The following is a 17,590-nucleotide window of genomic DNA, read 5'->3' on the forward strand; positions in this document are numbered from 1 at the left end:
GTCGAGCTTACTCGACCGTGGGCGTTTTCCGGGTATCGGGTGGGGGTGCAGCGGGCTCGGCTTTTGTCTGCTTCTCCACCTGCGGGTCGGCCCAGCTGCCCGTGATGCGGAACTCCTGCGTGGTGGCGCTCTGCAAGGGCTGGCGCAGCAGGAACTGCGCCAGGAAGGTGCCCAGTCCGACGGCCGGGTTGATGGCGGTGGCGATCAGCGCGGCGGTGCCGGCATTGATCTCGGGCACCACCACCACCTTGAGGTCCTGCTGCTCGCGGCCGATGTCGGCCGTGCCTTCCATCAGCACCGCGGCGTTGACGCCTTTCATCTGCAGGTTGTTGGTCGACAGCACCCCCTTGTCGATGCGCGCATCACCGCGCACGAAATCAAAGGCAAACCCTTCGGAAAAGACGTCGCGGAAATCGAGCGTCAGGCGCCGGGGAAGCGCTTGCAGACTGAGCACGCCGAGCAGCTTGGCCGCGCCCGGCTCCACCTGCAGGAACTGCCCGCTGGCCACGTCTGCATGCAGCTGACCCGACAGGCTGGGATAGTCCAGGGCCAGGGGGGAGCCCAGCCAGCCAATGCGGCCCTCGATCCAGCCCTTGCCCCCGCGCACCACACCTGCCCGACCAAACCGCTCCAGCAGCTTGCCCGAGTCGTCGATGTCGAGCCGGAAATTCAACGCCGTGTGCCTGGCGGCATCTGTCGTGCCCGCACCCGCTGGCGTGCCCAGCACGGCCCAGTTGCCAGTCGCGCTCAACCGGGCTTCAGGCACTTGCATGACCAGCCGGTTCAGTCGCCATTCACGCACCTTGCCGGCGCCCCCGACGTTGACGGCCTCGATTTCCACATGACCCAGGCGGCGGTTGCCCAGCACAAGGTCATTCACCGCAATGTCCAGCGCAGGCACGCTTCCGGGTTGCTGCAAGCGCTGCTCCACATCGGTGGCAGCACTGGGTGGCAGGTCCAGCCTGGCCAGACGGGCGTAAATGCTGCCTTCGCTGTTGGCGCCGGACTGGCGGTACTCCACGTAGCCGTTGAGTTCGTCGGCGTCAACGTTGGCGCGCCATTGCGTGCCCACGCGCGAGCCGCCCACGACCACCTTGTGGAAACTGCGACCATCGGCGGTGATGCGGTTGGCCCGAACGGCCAAAGTGGTGGGCAAGTAGCCCAGGCTCGCATCGCTGGCCGAACCCGCGGTGGTGGCCGTCTCGGGCGCTGGCTGCAAGGTCACACCGGTGGCGGACGCAAACGCGCGCTTCCACTGGTCGACATCGATCTGGTCCAGCGAGATGTTGGCCAGTACCCCTTGCTCTGGCAGCGGCGCCGACTCGTCTTCCCGCAAGCCGATGGCCAGGCTACCGCGCAGCACACGGGGCTCCGCCTCGCCCAGATCGCGTTCGTACTGCAAGGCCAGGATCGGCGCCGAGGGCGAACCCAGTGAGACGCTCAGGCGGTCGGTGCGCGCCTGGTCCCCAACCACCGACACCACCGCGTTTTCGAATCGAAGCGGCAGGCGCTCCGAAGCCGTCTTGTTCAGTGGCGCGGGCAGGTTCAGTGCCAGACCCTGCAGGTCGCTCGTCACGACCAGCTCGGGCTCACCGGCCCGGAACCCCAGCTGTGCGGTGTAGCTCGTGCTGCCGCTCGCCTGCTGGAACAGGCGCGAAACAAACCCCGGCCCTGTCTGCTGCAGCCCTTCGGCGCTTGCCGTGCCCTGGCCTTGAAACCGGATGGGCGAAGGCTGGTCCGTGTCGCTCTCGGGCATGCCGCCTTCGAAGCGCACCATGCCGCCATGGAGCTTGGCCTGGGCGTTGCTGATGTTGAAGCCGCGGTCGGTGAACTGCAGCAGGCCGGTCGCGCCGCCGAGCAGGGGTGAGTCCGGACTGATCTGCACGTCGTTGCCCGGAAAGCGCACCGAGCCCCTGACCTGCGCTGCGTCCACGTTGGACAGGGGCATACTCAGGTCAAAGCCCAGATCCACCACGCCATTCATCTCCGCCTGCGTCAGCGACCGTCCGGTCATGTCGTTCAGGGGCGAGGTTTTCAGTACCTCCAGCACTTCGGTCGCCGGGCCGGCGGCATGCGCCTTCACCAGCAGAGTGGCGCGCTCGGACAGATCGTCGATGCGGACCTCACCCCGGCTCAGCCGCACGGCAGACGCCCCCTGCACGCCGGCTGTGATGTCGGTGATGCGCAACGACGCACGATCCAGCACCAGCTGGCCACTCACCTTGTTCAGGGCAGGCCAGGGCGTGTCACCCTCGGACAGCAAGAAGGGCGGCACAAATGCCAGATCCACGTCCTGAAGACGGGCCGCGATCCGGAACTCACCCACGCTGCCCGGCGCATCAAAGGGCAGATCGTCGACCTCGCCACGCACCCGGAAGACCACCTGGTCGGAGGTGCCACCCAGCACCGCCTCGCGCACATAGCGCCGCGAATCGGGGCCCACGCTCAGGGGCAGGTAGCGGTGGGTGCTGGTGCCTTGCGCACGGGTGAGCGTGGCGTCGAGCGCAAGCACACCCGGAAAACGCGAACCAGCCGGGTTGCTGGCCGGGTCGCTGGTGCGCCAACGCACTTTGGCCGTGCCTTCGGCATCGGCGTTGGCCATGCGCACCTGGTCCACGTCGACCTCGATCTGCTCGCCCTTCACGCGCCACACCGCATCGGCCTGGAGCCGGGTCAGCGGCAAGTCGGTCTCTTCAAACACCCCGGGCAACTCCAGCTTGCCATCGGTCAGCTCCAGTTTCGCCTTGCCGCCTTCGCGATTGAAATCGAAGTCCACTGTCGCGCCCGCCAGACCAGGGCGTCCCGGCAAAGGATAGTCACCTTGGGAGGACCTGCGCTCACTCTGCTGACCCTTCAGGGTCAACCCGACGACGCGCCCTTTACCCCAGTAATTGCCGCCCGGCCAGGCGGTGGCGGGGGCCTCCGTTGAACCCGGGCCATTGGCCGCGGGATCAGGTTCCCAACGCGCGTGCAATCCTTCAATGCGTCCGCCCGGTTGCAGGCTGTCCAGCAGCCGGTGCGTGGTTTCCCCCAGCGGCAGGCGGGTGGCAATGGCGCTCAGTGCCGCCAGATCCACCTGGTCGGCGTTGAGCGCGGTCGACGCAGGCTTGCCGTCCGAATGCCTCGTCACGTGCGCCACGCGCACACGCCCGCCGGGCCAGACCTGCCCTTCAGCTGTGCGAAACCGCAGGTCGTCGGTGGACACCGAGAACCCGTCGGCGCTCCACTGCGCCGCCAGACCGCCCTGGATCTCGTCAAGCGCCAGCACCGGCAGGGTCGGTCCGAGCCGCACCTGCACCTGGCGCAAGGCCAGTTCGGCGCTGGCGCTGGTGACGGTGCCCCGCTTCACATCGGCCCAGGCCTTGAGCGCGCCATGTCCGCCATCGACCTCGACATTCCACTCCGACAAGTCCACATACGCGCGCAGGCGCGCCACGTCGACTCGCTGAAAGTCGGCAAAGAGGTCCCCGTCCCACCGCCGCCAGCGCGCGCGCGCCTCGTCGCGGGCGCCCTGGGCGAGCGAGAGCAAAGGTTGCCGAAAGCGCGCCACCAGACTGAAGCGGTCGCCCCATTCGGCCGGAGGCGTGGCATCCAGCCTGAAATGGTGGTTCCGGCCGCTGTTGCGCGCCACGAAATCGAGCGCAGAGAGCGCCAGCGACGGTTGGTCGCGCAAGTCGTCGGTCCAGCGCACCGTGCCCTGCCGGATCGCGAACTCCCGCTGGGAAAAAAACCAGTCTGCGGCAGCGTCATCGCCGGTATCCCGACCCGACAGGTCCAGGCCGGCCACTTCGATCCGACCCTCGCTGGTGCGACGCACATCCAGCACCGGACGGTCGATCACCACCTGTTCCACCCCGCCGCGCCAGACCGAGGCCACCGACAGCGCCACACGCACCTCGGGCAGCTCCAGGGCGGCGCGACCCTGGGTGTCGTACAGCCGGACATCGCGCAGTTCGATCACCGGCGCGAAAGCGGGCAGCAAGCCCGGTCTGGCGGCGGTGGACTGGGCGCTGATGCTGCCCACCTTGACAGGAACCCCTACCGCTTCACTCGCCCACTGCTCCAGCTCAGGGCGCCATTCACCGATTCGCGGCACAATCCACCAATGGAGCGCTCCCCAGGTCAAAGCAAACAGGCTCCACGATGCCAGCACGAGCCACAACAGCAGCCGTGCAGCCACTGAGAGAGTCTTGAGGGTTCGCGTGGCGGGTGCGATCGACGCCGGGCTTTGTTTCATGTCCACTCAAATTATGACGGCCAGCCCACCCAACGGTTCCGCAGTTGACTCCTCCGTATCCACATCCGTGAACGTTTGCCTACCGCTGGTGGTGGGCGAGCGACAGGCCAGCCATTCGCGTTTCGTGCAGCGCCTGCGCAGGCGGTACGCCGACGACCTGGCCAGCCTGCCGCCCGGTGCGCCGGTGCACGCCACCATGCAGACCTGCCTGGCCGCCCTGCGTGCAAAGGGCCTGGCCTTGCCAGCGGCGCTGCGTGTGCTGCGCCAATTGGTGCTGGAACGTCTGGCGGTGCTCGACTGCGAACAGGGTGCGCCGCTGCACGATGTCACACGCGCGGTCACCGAACTGGCCGAACTGGCGCTGGACGCCGCCTGCGAGCTGGCGTTCGCCGAACTGGACAGCCTGCACGGTGAACCGTTGGTCGGGCCTTCTGAGGACGAGGTACCGGGCCGTTCCAGACTGGACGCCGGTCCACCGCCCGGCCTGGAGCTTGCGAAGCCGCGCCGGGCGCATCTCTGGGTGGTGGGCATGGGCAAGCTGGGTGCGCGCGAACTCAATGTGTCCAGCGACATCGACCTTATCTATGTGTACGACCACGACGGCGAAACCGCCGGGAACAGCGAAGGCCGCAACCGCATCAGCAACCACGAGTACTTCGGCAAGGCGGTCAAACACATCTACAACACGGTGGGCGAAACCACCGAACACGGCAATGTGTTCCGGGTCGACCTGGCGCTCCGGCCCAACGGCAATTCCGGCCCCAGCGCGGTGTCGCTGGGTGCGCTGGAAGAGTATTTCCTGGTGCAGGGGCGGGAATGGGAGCGCTTTGCCTGGCTCAAGAGCCGGGTGATCGCACCGGCCATCGCCGTGCGCGACGGCAGCGCCAACGCCTTGCGCGGCGCCGTGCTGCCTTTTGTCTTCCGCAAGTACCTGGACTACAGCGTCTTTGATTCGCTGCGCCAGCTGCACCGCCAGATCCGCGAGCACGCCTCCCGCCGTGCCGCTGGCCACCCCGGGCGCTCCAACGACGTGAAGCTCTCGCGCGGCGGCATCCGGGAAATCGAATTCACCGTGCAACTGCTCCAGGTGGTGCGCGGCGGCCAGTTCCCCGAACTGCGCACCCGCCCCACCCTGGACGCGCTCACGCGCTTGTGCCGCGCCAACCTGATGCCCCAGGCCACGGCCGACGCCCTCTCACAGGCTTACGACTTCCTGCGCCGGGTGGAGCACCGCATCCAGTACCTGGACGACCAGCAGACCCACGTGCTGCCCATGCGCGACGATGATCTCACCTGGTTGGCCGCCACCATGGGCTGCGCCAACGTGTGCGAGTTCCTGCACGCGCTCGATGCCCATCGCGAGGTGGTGGCCCAGGAGTTCGACACCCTGCTGGGTGGCCCGACCAAGGGCAACTGCAATGGCAAGAGTTGCGGCAATGGGGGACGCAGCGGCGTCGAGGGGCTGCAAAGCGTGTTGGCCAAATTGCCCGAGCGCTTCGCCGAGCGCATCGGCCAGTGGTGCGAAGACCCCCGGGTGCTGGCCATGCGCGAAGATGCCCGGCTGCGCCTGACGCGGCTGGTGGAGCGCACCGGCGCGTGGCTCGACGAAGGTCGTGTCAGCGAACTGGCGGCCCTGCGCCTGGCGGACTGGATCGAACACCTGCTGCGCCGGGAGAGCTACCTGGCGCTGCTGCAGGAACGCCCGTCGGTGCACGAGCGCCTGTTGCGCATCATTGGCGCGGCCAAATGGCCGGCCCGCTATCTGCTCAGGCACCCGGGCGTGATCGACGAACTGGCCAGCCAGCAACTGCTGGCCGAGCGATTTGACGCCGCCCAGTTTGAGGGCGAACTGGAAGCCCGGCGTGCTGCCCTGCAGTCCACGGGCGAGGACGACGAAGAAGCCTTGCTCGACCTGCTGCGCCGGGCGCACCATGCCGAGGTATTCCGCACCTTGGCGCGCGACATCGAAAAGACGCTCACCGTCGAACAGGTGGCCGACGACCTGTCGGCCCTGGCCGATTCGGTGCTGCGCGTGACCGCACGCTGGTGCTGGTCCCGGTTGAAGAACCGCCACCGCGAAGCGCCGTGCTTTGCCATCATTGGTTACGGCAAGCTCGGCGGCAAGGAATTGGGCTACGGCAGCGATCTGGACATCGTGTTCGTCTACGAAGACGTTGACGAAAATGCGTCGGAGATCTACGCCGGCTTCGTGCGCAAGATGATCAACTGGCTCACGATCAAGACCGGGGAGGGCGACCTTTTCGAGATCGACACCGCCCTGCGGCCCAACGGCAATTCCGGCCTGCTGGTCACCAGTTTCACCGCTTACGCCAATTACCAGCAGCAACGTGGCAGCAACACCGCCTGGACCTGGGAGCACCAGGCGATGACACGCGCCCGCATCGTCATGGACGACAACACCGACGGGGCTGGTCCAGGCGCCAGCGGTACCAGTCCATCGCTTCGGGAGCGCTTCGACGCGGTCCGCGAGTCGGTGATCACCGCCGAGCGCGACGCGCAGTCGCTGGCGGCCGAAATCGTCGCCATGCGCGAAAAGGTGCGTGCGGCGCATCCGGTGCGGGGCACACGGTTTGATGTCAAGCACAGCCCGGGCGGCATGGTCGACGTGGAGTTCGTGGTGCAGTTCCTGGTGCTGTCCCAGTCGCGCCTGCACACCGAACTGCGGGCCAACACCGGCAACATCAATCTGCTGGAGCGCGCCGAACGCGCGGGTCTGCTGGCACCCGGCATGGGCACGGCAGTCGCTCAGGCCTATCGACACTTGCGCCAGATCCAGCACCAGGCACGGCTGGATGAAGTATCGACCCAGGTCGACGAAAGCGCCGTCGCCGACGCAGCGCCTGCGGTTCGCGCCCTCTGGAATCACGTGTTGGGCCACGCGGCGACTGTCCCTGCGGGTCCTCGCATGGGTCCATGAGCGCCGCGGTGCGCAGTACTGGGGGTCCTCCTGTGAGCGCCTCGCGCAGCTGGCTGTTGTTGTGCGCCGTGCATGGCGTGGCCAGCATGCTGTTGTGGTGGGCCCGCGCGGACATGGTCGACGTGATGACCTGGCACACCGAGGGCTGGCAGCACCAACCCTGGACGTTATGGACCAGCGCCTGGGTGCACATGAACACACCCCATCTGATCGGCAACCAACTGGCGCTGGGCGTGCTGACGGCGTTCGCCTGGATGTTGCGACCGAACTGGCGCTGCACGCTGGCTTGGCTGCTGGTGTGGCCGCTCACGCAGGTGTCCCTGGCGTGGTGGCCTCAGATCGGCTATGCGGTCGGTCTTTCCGGACTGCTGCACGCGGGCGCCATGTTGCTGGCGGTGCAGCTTGTCCTCAAGCGCATCGTCGTTCGCAAGGGAACTCGATGGGGTGGTCTGCTCATGCTGGGCCTGCTCGTGAAGCTGGCGGTGGAGCGCGGCTGGTCGTATCCGGTGGTCTGGGACGCGGGCAACAACATGTCGGTGGTGCAGGCCGCCCACCTGAGCGGCGCGTTCTGGGGGCTGTTGCTGGGCTGGCTGGTCTGCGGTCGGCCCTGGCCACTGCGCCCGGTTGCCACTGGCTGACCCCCCGCGCCGCCTTCGGCGTCACCCCCCTGGAAGGGGGGGGCGCACCCAGTGGCCCGGCAAAGCCGGTTCCACGGGTGCCTTGGATGGGTTGCTCTCGCTCCACCTCCATTTGTGAACTCGGTGTCTGACTCCCTCGTCCCTCTGCCGGAAACAGGCTTCGCCTATGCGCGAGTAAAAATCAGGCGGCTGCGGGTGTGCCCGCAGCGGGGGCGAGCGACTTGCGGAAGCGGTTGAGTTCCTGCACCGACTTGAAGCTCTGGTCCATCAGCAGGCTCAGGTTGTGTAGGATGCGTTCGACCACCTTGGTTTCCCAGACCGTGTCGAAATCGATCTGCTTGTCCAGCCAGTGCTCCAGCCACTCGGGGTTGGGCAGGCGGCTCTGGATCGTGTCGTTGGGAAACAGGCCCTTGTTCACGTGCAGGTTGGTGGGGTGCAGCGCCTGGGCCGTGCGGCGGGCGCTGGCCATGAGCACGCCGACCTTGGCGAATGCGGTGCGGGCCTCGTCGCCAAATTTGCCGATGGCCCGCTTCATGTAGCGCAGGTAGGCGCCGCCATGGCGGGCTTCGTCCTGGCTGAGCGTGGCGTAGATCTTCTTGATGACGGGCTCGGAGTGCCATTCGCTGGCGCGGCGGTACCAGTGGTTCAGGCGGATCTCGCCGCAGAAATGCAGCATCAGCGTCTCCAGCGGCGGCGCCGGATCGAATTCGAAGCGGATGTCGTGCAGTTCCTTCTCGGTGGGCACAAGGTCCGGGCGGAAGCGTCGCAGGTACTCCATGAGCACCAGGGAGTGCTTCTGTTCTTCAAAAAACCAGATCGACATGAAGGCCGAAAAGTCCGAATCGTCGCGGTTGTCACGCAGGAACATCTCGGTGGCCGGCAGCGCCGCCCACTCGGTGATCGCGTTCATCTTGATGGTCTGGGCCTGCTCGTCACTGAGCCGGGCTGCATCGAACTGGTCCCATGGAATGTCTTTGTCCATGTCCCAACGGACGGATTCGAGTTGTTTGAAGAGTTCTGGGTAGAGCATGTCGGACTTTCGTTACAGCTGGGAGCCAACCTCGCATTTTAGGCGGTGGCGATTACGGAGGCGTGGAAATCAACAGGTTCCACAAGGCTTTGCCTCCGACAGCCTATATTGGACAAGGGTCTGGACCAGGCGTTCCACACGCCTCAAACCGGCAAGACGCGTGTCCGCCAGCGTGCAACCGCCCCCGCAATCTCTTCCAGACGGCTCAGCGGCCAGAACGCCGGCTGCGCCGTGCCGACACCGGGATGGGCGACGCGACTGGCGCGCTGAATCGCGGGACACCGGCCGCCGGCCCAGATTTCCACGCGGGCGGGCAGGCGTTCCCGCAGTTGGGCAAACGCAACGCGCACCTCACGGGGATTCTGGTTCGCCGTGCAGCTCAGCGCCACGATGTCGGCAGCGCCGGTCTGGGCCGCGCGCACGATGTCGGACAACGGCGTCTGGGTGCCCAGTGGCACGGTCTGACAGCCTTCCAGCACCATGAAACATTCCGCCATCAACAGACCCAGCCCGTGCGGCTCTCCCGGCAGCGTCGTCAACAACACCCTCGGGGAAGCGCCTGGACGCCCGCCACCGACCTGCACCATGGCATGGCGCAACACGACTTGCAGGATCTCCGTGTACAGGTGTTCCTCGAACACCGCCAGTTGACCGTCCGCCCAGGCCTGCCCCACGAGCACGTTCATCGGCGCGACCCGATCGATCACAAACCGCGCCAAGCCCCGCTCCAGCAGGGACTGGGTCAGAGCCAGACGCAGGGCATGGGCGTCCTGGGCACGAAGCAACGCCATCCACTCGCTCGCTTCAGGAAATGAGGTTGCGTGCGTCTGCACCTGGGTAGGTACTGAGCGCATGGGGACGTCATCCGGCGTCTGAATCCACTGCGGGAGTGGCTGCGTATTCGAGTCAAGGTCTGCCAGCGCTTCAACACCCAGCGACACCACCCGCCCGGGTCGATGGCCCGCATCGAGCAGACGCCGGATGGTCCGCAGCCGATGCAACTGGGCATCGTCGTACCGACGCTCACCCTGTCCATCACGGACCGGGTTGGGAAAACCGTAGCGACGCTCCCAGACCCGCAGGGTGTCCTTGGACAGCCCCGTGTCGCGTTCCACATCGGCGATGGTGTGCAGCGGAGCCGTGAAAGAGGCGGTACTTGTCATGGACAAACGTTTTTGACGTGTTTCTTCATTATGGAGCGGTGCACATGAAAACCCGATTTGTCCAAGGCAAGCCCAGCCCCAATCCCCTTGACTGTCCATGGGTATTGGCTGATTTCTCTCGACCAAATAGTGACCAATCAGTCACAATAAAACCGTTGAGTATATTTTTCTTCCAATCCGTCATGTCCCTCACCGCTTTCTTCCTGCGAACCATGAATGTCTGTCCCATGCGGCGAATTCGAGCTTGGAACTTTTCTGGCGAGGACATGCTCTCACCCCCCACGTCGGCAAAAAAGAGCTTCTTGTTGCCGGCCCCGGTTTCAGAACTGCGAAGCCTTCCGGGCAAGACCCCGGATGCAATCCCGAGGCGCATCTCCTCCTCCCTCCCTCCCTTGTTCGTCTCGGGGCGCTTCGCAGTCTTTTCTTTTTCCGCTGGTCTGACCGCATCGGTCCCAGCCAGGGTCTGAGCGATGTACGCCGACCCTCATGCCCGTGCACCGGGCGATCCTTACGCCGCCCATCCGCAACGCCGCCCACGCGTGGCCATCATCGGTTCCGGCATTGCCGGGCTGGGCGCCGCCCACACGCTGCATGGCTTGGCCAATGTGACGCTGTTCGAGGCGGGCGACTACTTCGGCGGGCACACCCACACAGTCGACATGAGCTTGCCCAGCCCCAGCGGCCAGCCTGTGACCTTCGGCGTGGACACGGGGTTTCTGGTGCTCAACGAGCGCACCTACCCCCAACTCCTGGCCTTGTTCGCGCAGTTGGACGTGCCGGTGGCCAAGTCCGACATGTCGTTCTCCGTGCAAGCGCCGGGCAGCGCCCCGGGCGGCGGAACGCTCGAATGGAGCGGATCGGACCTGTCCAGCGTGTTCGCCCAGAGGCACAACCTGGTCAACCCGCGCTTCTGGCGCATGTTGTCCGACATCGTGCGCTTCAACCGCATCACCACCCAGCTGGCCGAACGCGGCGAAGACCTGGCACCTGACAGCCCGCTGCTTCTGCCGCTGGGTGACTTCCTCAAGGAACAGCGCTTCTCGTCGGAATTCCGGGACTGGTATTTCCTCCCCATGATGGGCTGCATCTGGAGCTGCCCCACCGACCAGATGCTGGCGTTCCCGGTCGCCACCATGGTGCGCTTCTGCCACAACCATGGACTGATCCAGATCACCAACCGACCGCAGTGGTACACCGTGGCCGGCGGCGCGCGCCAGTACGTGGAAAAGATCGTCGCGCGCATCCCCGACAGCCGACTGATCACCCCCGTGTTGCAGGTGGCGCGCGACACCGAAGGCGTGCGCGTGGTCACTGCCGGTGCCATCGAGCGCTTCGATGCGGTCGTGTTCGCCTGCCACAGCGACCAGGCGCTGGCACTGCTGGGCGGCGAAGCGTCGGCCGACGAGCGAGAAGTGTTGGGCGCCATTCGCTACCAGCCCAACCGCGCCGTGCTGCACACCGACAGCACTGTGCTGCCGGCCAGCCGGCGCGCCTGGGCCGCCTGGAACTACGAGCGCTCTCCCCATGTCAGCCAGGAGGCCACGCAGGTCTGCCTGCACTACCTGCTCAACCGGCTGCAGCCCCTGCCGGTTGAGCACCCAGTGGTGGTCTCGCTCAATCCCCAGCGCGACATCGATCCGCGCCAGGTGGTGGGCAGCTACGAATACGCCCACCCGGTGTTCGATCTGGCCGCCATCCGGGCCCAGGCCCGGGTCCCTGGCCTGCAAGGCAGGCACCACAGTTTCTTTGCAGGGGCCTGGACCGGTTATGGCTTTCACGAGGACGGTCTGAAGTCGGGCATGCGAGCCGCTCAGGCCCTGATGGAAACCCATGGCCTCGTGCCATCGTTTCCCGCGAATCGGGTGGCGGCATGAAATCGGCTGTCGTGTTGCCCGCCGTCACCGCACAGATCGGCTTTGGCCAGGTGCGCCACACGCGCCACCGGCCGCAGCGCAACGCCTTTGCCTACCCCACCTACTTCCTGATGCTGCCCATGCGCAGCCTGCGCGCCAACGGTCCCGGCTACCTGGCACGCAACCGCCGCGCCGCACTGAGCTTTCACGACACCGACCATGGCGATGGCCGCAGCGACAGCCTGCAGTGGCTGGAAAACCTGCTGGGGCAGCACGGCATCGACGATGCCCAGGGCGAGATCTGGCTGCACACCTACCCGCGCGTGCTGGGCTACAGCTTCAAACCCGTGAGTTTCTGGTACTGCCACCGCGCCGACGGTACGCTGCGCGCCGTGCTGGCCGAAGTCAACAACACCTTTGGCGAGCGCCATTGTTATTTGCTGGATGCTCCGCGCTACGGCGAGCCCTGCGAAGCAGCGAAGGTATTTCATGTGTCGCCGTTCTGCCCGGTTCGCGGCCGCTACCGCTTTGTCTTCATGCGCACCTTAAGCCCATCGCCGCGCACCGTGGCGCGCATCGACTACTTCGACGCACCCGGCGCCGATGCCCTGCTCAACACCAGCGTGAGCGGTCATCTGGAGCCCCTGACCACGGCTTCGATCCGCCGTGCGCTCTGGTCGTACCCGGCCATGACCATCGGTGTCATCGCCCGCATCCACTGGCAGGCGCTGCGCCTGTGGTTCAAGCGCGCTCCCTTTTTCCGCCTGCCGCCCGCCCCGGGCGATTTTGTCACCCCGGCGCTGCGCGCCGTGCCGCCGGTCACCACTGAACCTCCTCCAGAACCCAGCCGCCCATGAACAGCACCACCGCCACCCAGAGCCCCGCCGGGTTTACCCTGCCTCGCAACACGCCGGCCGCGGCGCACACCACGCTGCAATTGCTGCAGCGTCTGAAGGTAGGCAGCCTGTCGCTGACGCTGCCTGACGGGACCGTTCAGCGCCTGGGCAGCCCCGAAGGCCCGCACGCCAGCATGAAGCTCAACAACTGGAACGTGTGCACGGCAGCGCTCAAGTCGGGCGACATCGGATTCGCTGAGACCTACATCGCCGGCGACTGGAGCACGCCGAACCTGACGGCGCTGCTCGAACTCATGATCGCCAACCGCCGCGAGGTGGAAGACGTGATCTACGGCTCCTGGCTGGGCCGGCTGGCCTATCGCGTCAAACACCTGCTCAACCGCAACTCCAGAACCAACAGCCGCAAGAACATCCACGCCCACTACGACCTCGGCAACGCGTTCTACCGGCTCTGGCTGGACGAGACCATGAACTACTCGTCGGCCTGGTTCGAACACCCTGACCAACCGCTCGAAGATGCCCAGCACGCCAAGGTGCGACGCGCGCTGCGCATGGCAGGCGTGAAGCCTGGCGACCGGGTGCTGGAGATTGGTTGCGGCTGGGGCGCGCTCGCCGAGAAAGCGGCCACCGAATTTGAGGCATCCGTCGTCGGGGTGACCTTGTCGACCGAACAACTCGCGTTTGCCAAGGAGCGCATGCGCAAGCATTGCATCCCGTTGGCCGGCGAAGTGACGGCCAACACCCGTGCCGATCTGCGTCTGCAGGACTACCGCGACATCAGCGACGCACCGTTCGACGCCATCTGCTCCATCGAGATGGTGGAGGCGGTGGGCCGCGAGTACTGGCCCACTTACTTCCAGGCAGTGAAACGCCTGCTCAAGCCGGGCGGTCGTGCCTGCATCCAGAGCATCGTGATCGACGACGCGCACTTCGACCGCTACATCAAGGGCACCGACTTCATCCAGCAATACATCTTCCCCGGAGGCTGCCTGCCATGCCCCCGCGAGTTGCGCGCACAGGCGGCCGCCGCAGGCCTGGAGGTGGTGGACGAATTCGCCTTTGGCCCCGACTACGCCCGCACCCTGGTCCTCTGGCGCGAACGTTTCATGCACGAACAGGCAGAGGTGCTGAAGCTCGGCTTCGACCAGAAGTTCTTGCGCATCTGGGAGTTCTACCTGGCGTATTGCGAGGCCGCTTTCAGCGGGGGCAGCATTGATGTTGTTCAGTATGTGTTGGAAGCACCCCCCGCGTCGCCTTCGGCGCCCCCCCCTGAAGGGGGGCGCACCTGGCGGCCCGGCAAAGCCGGTTCCTCGGGTGCCATGGACTGGGACATTTCGCGCCGGAGAGAGAGCACCCCCCGCGTCGCCTGCGGCGCCACCCCCCTCAAGGGGGGCGCACCCAGAGGCCCGGCAAAGCCGGTTCCTCGGGTGCCCTGGACTGAGACATTTCGCGCCGACGACGGCATTGACTGGGCTGTATCCGATGAAACCTCTTAGCGCCTCATTCTTGTCGACCCTTCTGATCGCCATCGCCGCGTGGATGCCGGCGTCGTTGCTCGCCAGCGCACCCGAGCCGACGGTGAGCGCTGCGTTGCAGGGCAAGTCGGGCACGGACAAAGTGCGGCTGCGGGTGTGGGGCTTCGAGGTTTACGACGCGCGCCTCTTCACGGTCAACGGGTTCAACGCCGAACAGTTCGGAGACCATCGTTTCGGGCTGGAGCTGAGCTATCTGCGCAGCTTCAAGGGAGGCGATATCGCGGAGCGATCGGTTGACGAGATGCGCAACGTGACAGAAATGGAACCTGGGCAGTCCGACCGCTGGCTCAAGGCGATGAGCACGCTGTTTCCGGACGTGCAGCGCGGAGACCGCATCACCGGCGTGCATGTGCCCGGCAGTGGCGCACGCTTCTACCTGAACGACCGCCTGCTCGGCGACATCGCCGATGAAGCGTTTTCCCGCAGCTTCTTTGGTATCTGGCTCTCGCCAAAGACCTCACAACCCCGGATGCGGGAGACGCTGATCGGCCAGACGGGCGGTGCGCCGCGCGCACCATGACACCCGGCGCCACACCGTCTGCGCAGGAACCGGCCGCGCAGTTCATGGGCACCGGCGCATGGCGCCGGGGCCTGAGCTATGGGCTGCTGGGCCTGCCGCTGGCTTTCGTGGCGCTGCCACTCTACGTGATCCTGCCCAACCACTACGCCACCGCTTTTGGCGCGCCACTGGCGTTGCTGGGGGCCGTGCTGCTCGGTGCGCGGCTGGCCGACGCGGTGCTCGATCCCTGGATTGGCCGCTGGACCGACCGGCTTTTCACCCGCTCGCACCACACCGTTCTGGGCACCAGTGCCCTGGCTGCGGTGGTACTGGCACTGGGCCTGTGGGGTCTGCTGTTTCCACCGACTGAGGTACGCGGCGCTGGCATGACCGCCCTGCTGGCATGGGCCGGCGTGCTGATGGCCATCACCTACACCGCCTACAGCATTATGGCCGTGGCGCACCAGTCGTGGGGCGCCCGCCTGGGGGGAACCGAAGCGCAGCGCAGCCGCGTGGTCGCCTGGCGGGAAGCGCTCGCCTTGCTGGGGGTGCTGATCGCTGCCGTGCTGCCCGGCACGCTCGGTCTGGGTGCCACCGTGGGCAGCTTCGCTGTGCTGCTCGCGCTGGGCTGGTGGGCATGGACACGCGCGGTGGTTCCATCGCCCGGCGCAGCGACAGCCGCTACTTCCACGACCGCCACCTCACTCCATCCGCTGCGACAGCCCGCGTTCCAGCGCCTGCTCGCCGTGTTCGTGATCAACGGCACCGCCAGTGCCATTCCCGCCACCCTGGTGCTGTTCTTTGTGCAGGACCGGCTGCAGGCGTCGCCATCGGTGGAGCCTGCGTTCCTGGCCACCTATTTCTTGTTTGCGGCCCTGTCGATTCCGCTGTGGGTGCGGCTGGTGACGCGCTTCGGCCTGGCCCGTACCTGGCTGGCCGGCATGGGGTTGTCGGTGGCGGTGTTCATCTGGGCCGCGACCCTGGGCGCGGTCGACATCGCGGCCTTTCTGATCGTGTGTGCACTCTCCGGCATGGCACTGGGCACCGACCTGGCCTTGCCCGGCGCCATGCTCGCCGGCCTGATCGGACAACTCGGCGAACGCGGCCAGCGCGAGGGCGCCTACTTTGGCTGGTGGAGTTTCGCCACAAAGCTCAACCTGGCACTGGCCGCCGGCCTGGCGCTGCCCCTGCTGGCCTGGTTCGGCTACACGCCTGGCGCGCGCGACCCGGCCGCACTGCAGACCCTGACCATCGCCTACTGCCTGCTGCCCTGCGCGCTCAAGCTGCTGGCCGGCAGCGCGCTCTACGCGCTGGTGATTCGCCCCGAAAGCCGCGCAGCAAACACCCCTGCCGCACGTCCCCATCCAGCGGCAGCCACCACCCGCACCCAGCCCTGAAAGATCCTCATGCAACGACGACTCCTCCTTCTTGGCGCCAGCGTGGTCGGTGCAGCAGCCCTCACCGGATGCGCCGGACCTTCCATCGACGACTTCGCCGGACAGAAGCCCGCGCTTGACCTGCGCACCTACTTCAACGGCACGCTGGACGCCTACGGCGTGTTCCTCGACCGCTCGGGCAAGGTCGCCCGCCGCTTCACCGTGGTGATGCGCTGCACCTGGGAGGGCGAAGAGGGTGTTCTGGACGAAGACTTCACCTATTCAGACGGCAGCACCGAGAAACGCGTGTGGCGGCTCAAGCACCTGGGCAACGGTCGCTACAGTGGTACCGCAGGTGATGTGGTCGGCACGGCCACGGGTGAAACACGCGGCAACACCTTCCGCTGGGGCTACACGCTGTCGCTGCCCGTGGACGGCAAGGTCTACGAGGTGCAGTTCGACGACTGGATGTACCTGATGGACGACCGCGTGATGCTGAACAAGGCGGTGATGAGCAAGTTCGGCGTGCGGCTCGGTGAAGTGATGCTCTCTTTCGTGAAGCGCCCGGCATGAAACCCGACACCGCCATGGATACGCCCACCGCGTTCGCCAAGACACCCGCCACGCGCCCGGTGCCAACAGGGCCGCCGGCGGCGCCAGTGCGCGGATTCTGGGGACCGTTCAATGCCCCAATCACCGACTGGCGCGGCCAGCGCGTGTGGCTCATTGGCGCCTCCAGTGGCATCGGTGCAGCCACCGCGTCGGCATTGCATGCGCGCGGTGCACAGGTGCTGGTGTCAGCACGCAAGACCGAGCCCTTGCAGACCTTCGCTGCCGCGCACCCCGGCCAGAACGGCAACGCCGCGCAGGCCTGGCCGCTGGACGTGACCGATGCGGGCGCAGTGGCCGCCGCGGCTCAGGCCATTCTGGCGCAAGGTCCGTTGGACATGGTGCTGTACTGTGCGGGCCACTACAACGAGATGCGGGCCTCCAGCATGGACCTGCACGACTTGCGCCAGCACCTGGCGATCAACTACACCGGGGCGCTCAATGTGCTGCATGCGGTGCTGCCGGCCATGACCGAACGCGGCAACGGCCACGTGAGCCTCATCAGCAGCGTGGCCGGTTTCAGGGGATTGCCCAAAGGCCTGGCCTACGGCCCGACCAAGGCCGCGCTCACCAACCTGGCCGAAACGCTCTACCTCGACCTGCAGCCACTGGGACTGAACGTGAGCGTGGTGCACCCGGGTTTTGTGCAGACACCACTGACCGCGCAGAACCAATTCAACATGCCGGCCCTGATCACGCCGGACGAAGCCGCTCAGGCCATGATTGAAGGGTGGCGACGCGGCGAATTTGACATCCACTACCCCAAGCGCTTCACGCGCTGGATGAAGCTGCTGCGTCTGCTGCCTTACCGCGCCTACTTCCCGGCGGTGCGACGTTTCACCGGGCTATAACCGC

Annotated in this window: 11 protein-coding genes and 1 pseudogene; 9 read left to right on the forward strand and 3 right to left on the reverse strand. The window is 66.3% G+C overall.

Features of this window, described 5'->3' with window-relative positions; all coding sequences use genetic code 11:
- Positions 1-7: 7 nt before the first annotated feature.
- Entirely contained in the window at positions 8-4,237 is a 4,230-nt protein-coding gene (locus J2W49_RS09825) for a YhdP family protein (protein ID WP_310315031.1), read from the reverse strand.
- Between the two features lie 13 nt (positions 4,238-4,250).
- Here J2W49_RS09825 and glnE point away from each other — a divergent pair, with 13 nt between their 5' ends.
- Positions 4,251-7,175 (forward strand): bifunctional [glutamate--ammonia ligase]-adenylyl-L-tyrosine phosphorylase/[glutamate--ammonia-ligase] adenylyltransferase, encoded by a 2,925-nt coding sequence (glnE, locus tag J2W49_RS09830; RefSeq protein ID WP_310315213.1) that lies wholly within the window; start codon positions 4,251-4,253, stop codon positions 7,173-7,175.
- Positions 7,172-7,813 (forward strand): rhomboid family intramembrane serine protease, encoded by a 642-nt coding sequence (locus J2W49_RS09835; RefSeq protein WP_310315034.1) that lies wholly within the window; start codon positions 7,172-7,174, stop codon positions 7,811-7,813. The genes glnE and J2W49_RS09835 overlap by 4 nt, the downstream gene beginning before the upstream one ends.
- Positions 7,814-7,994: 181 nt before the next feature.
- On the opposite strand, the gene J2W49_RS09840 is transcribed toward J2W49_RS09835, so the two are convergent.
- Positions 7,995-8,843, reverse strand: a complete 849-nt coding sequence (locus tag J2W49_RS09840) for a ferritin family protein (protein WP_310315035.1) — start codon at positions 8,841-8,843, stop codon at positions 7,995-7,997.
- A gap of 143 nt (positions 8,844-8,986) precedes the next feature.
- Positions 8,987-10,006: a MerR family transcriptional regulator gene (locus J2W49_RS09845; RefSeq protein ID WP_310315038.1), complete on the reverse strand. Its 1,020-nt coding sequence runs from the start codon at positions 10,004-10,006 to the stop codon at positions 8,987-8,989.
- A gap of 470 nt (positions 10,007-10,476) precedes the next feature.
- Between J2W49_RS09845 and J2W49_RS09850 the strand changes: the two genes are divergently transcribed.
- The 7 genes and pseudogenes from J2W49_RS09850 to J2W49_RS09880 all read left to right on the forward strand — a co-directional run bounded on the left by J2W49_RS09850 (position 10,477) and on the right by J2W49_RS09880 (position 17,586).
- A complete protein-coding gene (locus J2W49_RS09850; protein WP_310315040.1) occupies positions 10,477-11,880 on the forward strand; it encodes an NAD(P)/FAD-dependent oxidoreductase in 1,404 nt (467 codons plus the stop codon).
- Positions 11,877-12,716, forward strand: a complete 840-nt coding sequence (locus J2W49_RS09855; RefSeq protein WP_310315043.1) for a DUF1365 domain-containing protein — start codon at positions 11,877-11,879, stop codon at positions 12,714-12,716. The genes J2W49_RS09850 and J2W49_RS09855 overlap by 4 nt, the downstream gene beginning before the upstream one ends.
- Positions 12,713-13,954: pseudogene (locus tag J2W49_RS09860) on the forward strand (class I SAM-dependent methyltransferase); the annotation flags it as partial. The gene J2W49_RS09855 and the pseudogene J2W49_RS09860, both read left to right, overlap by 4 nt.
- Before the next feature lie 268 nt (positions 13,955-14,222).
- Entirely contained in the window at positions 14,223-14,771 is a 549-nt protein-coding gene (locus J2W49_RS09865; protein ID WP_310315045.1) for a chalcone isomerase family protein, read from the forward strand.
- Between the two features lie 44 nt (positions 14,772-14,815).
- Complete coding sequence (locus J2W49_RS09870; RefSeq protein ID WP_310315215.1) at positions 14,816-16,147, forward strand: MFS transporter; 1,332 nt, start codon at positions 14,816-14,818, stop codon at positions 16,145-16,147.
- Positions 16,148-16,156: 9 nt separating this feature from the next.
- A complete protein-coding gene (locus tag J2W49_RS09875) occupies positions 16,157-16,699 on the forward strand; it encodes a DUF3833 domain-containing protein (protein WP_310315048.1) in 543 nt (180 codons plus the stop codon).
- Complete coding sequence (locus J2W49_RS09880) at positions 16,696-17,586, forward strand: SDR family NAD(P)-dependent oxidoreductase (protein WP_310315051.1); 891 nt, start codon at positions 16,696-16,698, stop codon at positions 17,584-17,586. Before J2W49_RS09875 ends, J2W49_RS09880 begins: the two co-directional genes overlap by 4 nt.
- Positions 17,587-17,590: the final 4 nt, after the last annotated feature.

Origin of the sequence: Hydrogenophaga palleronii, assembly GCF_031457455.1 — a bacterium.
GTDB classification, from domain to species: domain Bacteria; phylum Pseudomonadota; class Gammaproteobacteria; order Burkholderiales; family Burkholderiaceae_C; genus Hydrogenophaga; species Hydrogenophaga palleronii_A.

Excerpts from the sequence above, each read along its gene's own strand:
- J2W49_RS09825 (WP_310315031.1), bottom strand. The coding sequence starts at position 4,237 with ATGAAACAAAGCCCGGCGTCGATCGCACCCGCCACGCGAACCCTCAAG.
- glnE (WP_310315213.1), top strand. The coding sequence starts at position 4,251 with ATGACGGCCAGCCCACCCAACGGTTCCGCAGTTGACTCCTCCGTATCC.
- J2W49_RS09835 (WP_310315034.1), top strand. The coding sequence starts at position 7,172 with ATGAGCGCCGCGGTGCGCAGTACTGGGGGTCCTCCTGTGAGCGCCTCG.
- J2W49_RS09840 (WP_310315035.1), bottom strand. The coding sequence starts at position 8,843 with ATGCTCTACCCAGAACTCTTCAAACAACTCGAATCCGTCCGTTGGGAC.
- J2W49_RS09845 (WP_310315038.1), bottom strand. The coding sequence starts at position 10,006 with ATGACAAGTACCGCCTCTTTCACGGCTCCGCTGCACACCATCGCCGAT.
- J2W49_RS09850 (WP_310315040.1), top strand. The coding sequence starts at position 10,477 with ATGTACGCCGACCCTCATGCCCGTGCACCGGGCGATCCTTACGCCGCC.
- J2W49_RS09855 (WP_310315043.1), top strand. The coding sequence starts at position 11,877 with ATGAAATCGGCTGTCGTGTTGCCCGCCGTCACCGCACAGATCGGCTTT.
- J2W49_RS09870 (WP_310315215.1), top strand. The coding sequence starts at position 14,816 with ATGGGCACCGGCGCATGGCGCCGGGGCCTGAGCTATGGGCTGCTGGGC.
- J2W49_RS09875 (WP_310315048.1), top strand. The coding sequence starts at position 16,157 with ATGCAACGACGACTCCTCCTTCTTGGCGCCAGCGTGGTCGGTGCAGCA.
- J2W49_RS09880 (WP_310315051.1), top strand. The coding sequence starts at position 16,696 with ATGAAACCCGACACCGCCATGGATACGCCCACCGCGTTCGCCAAGACA.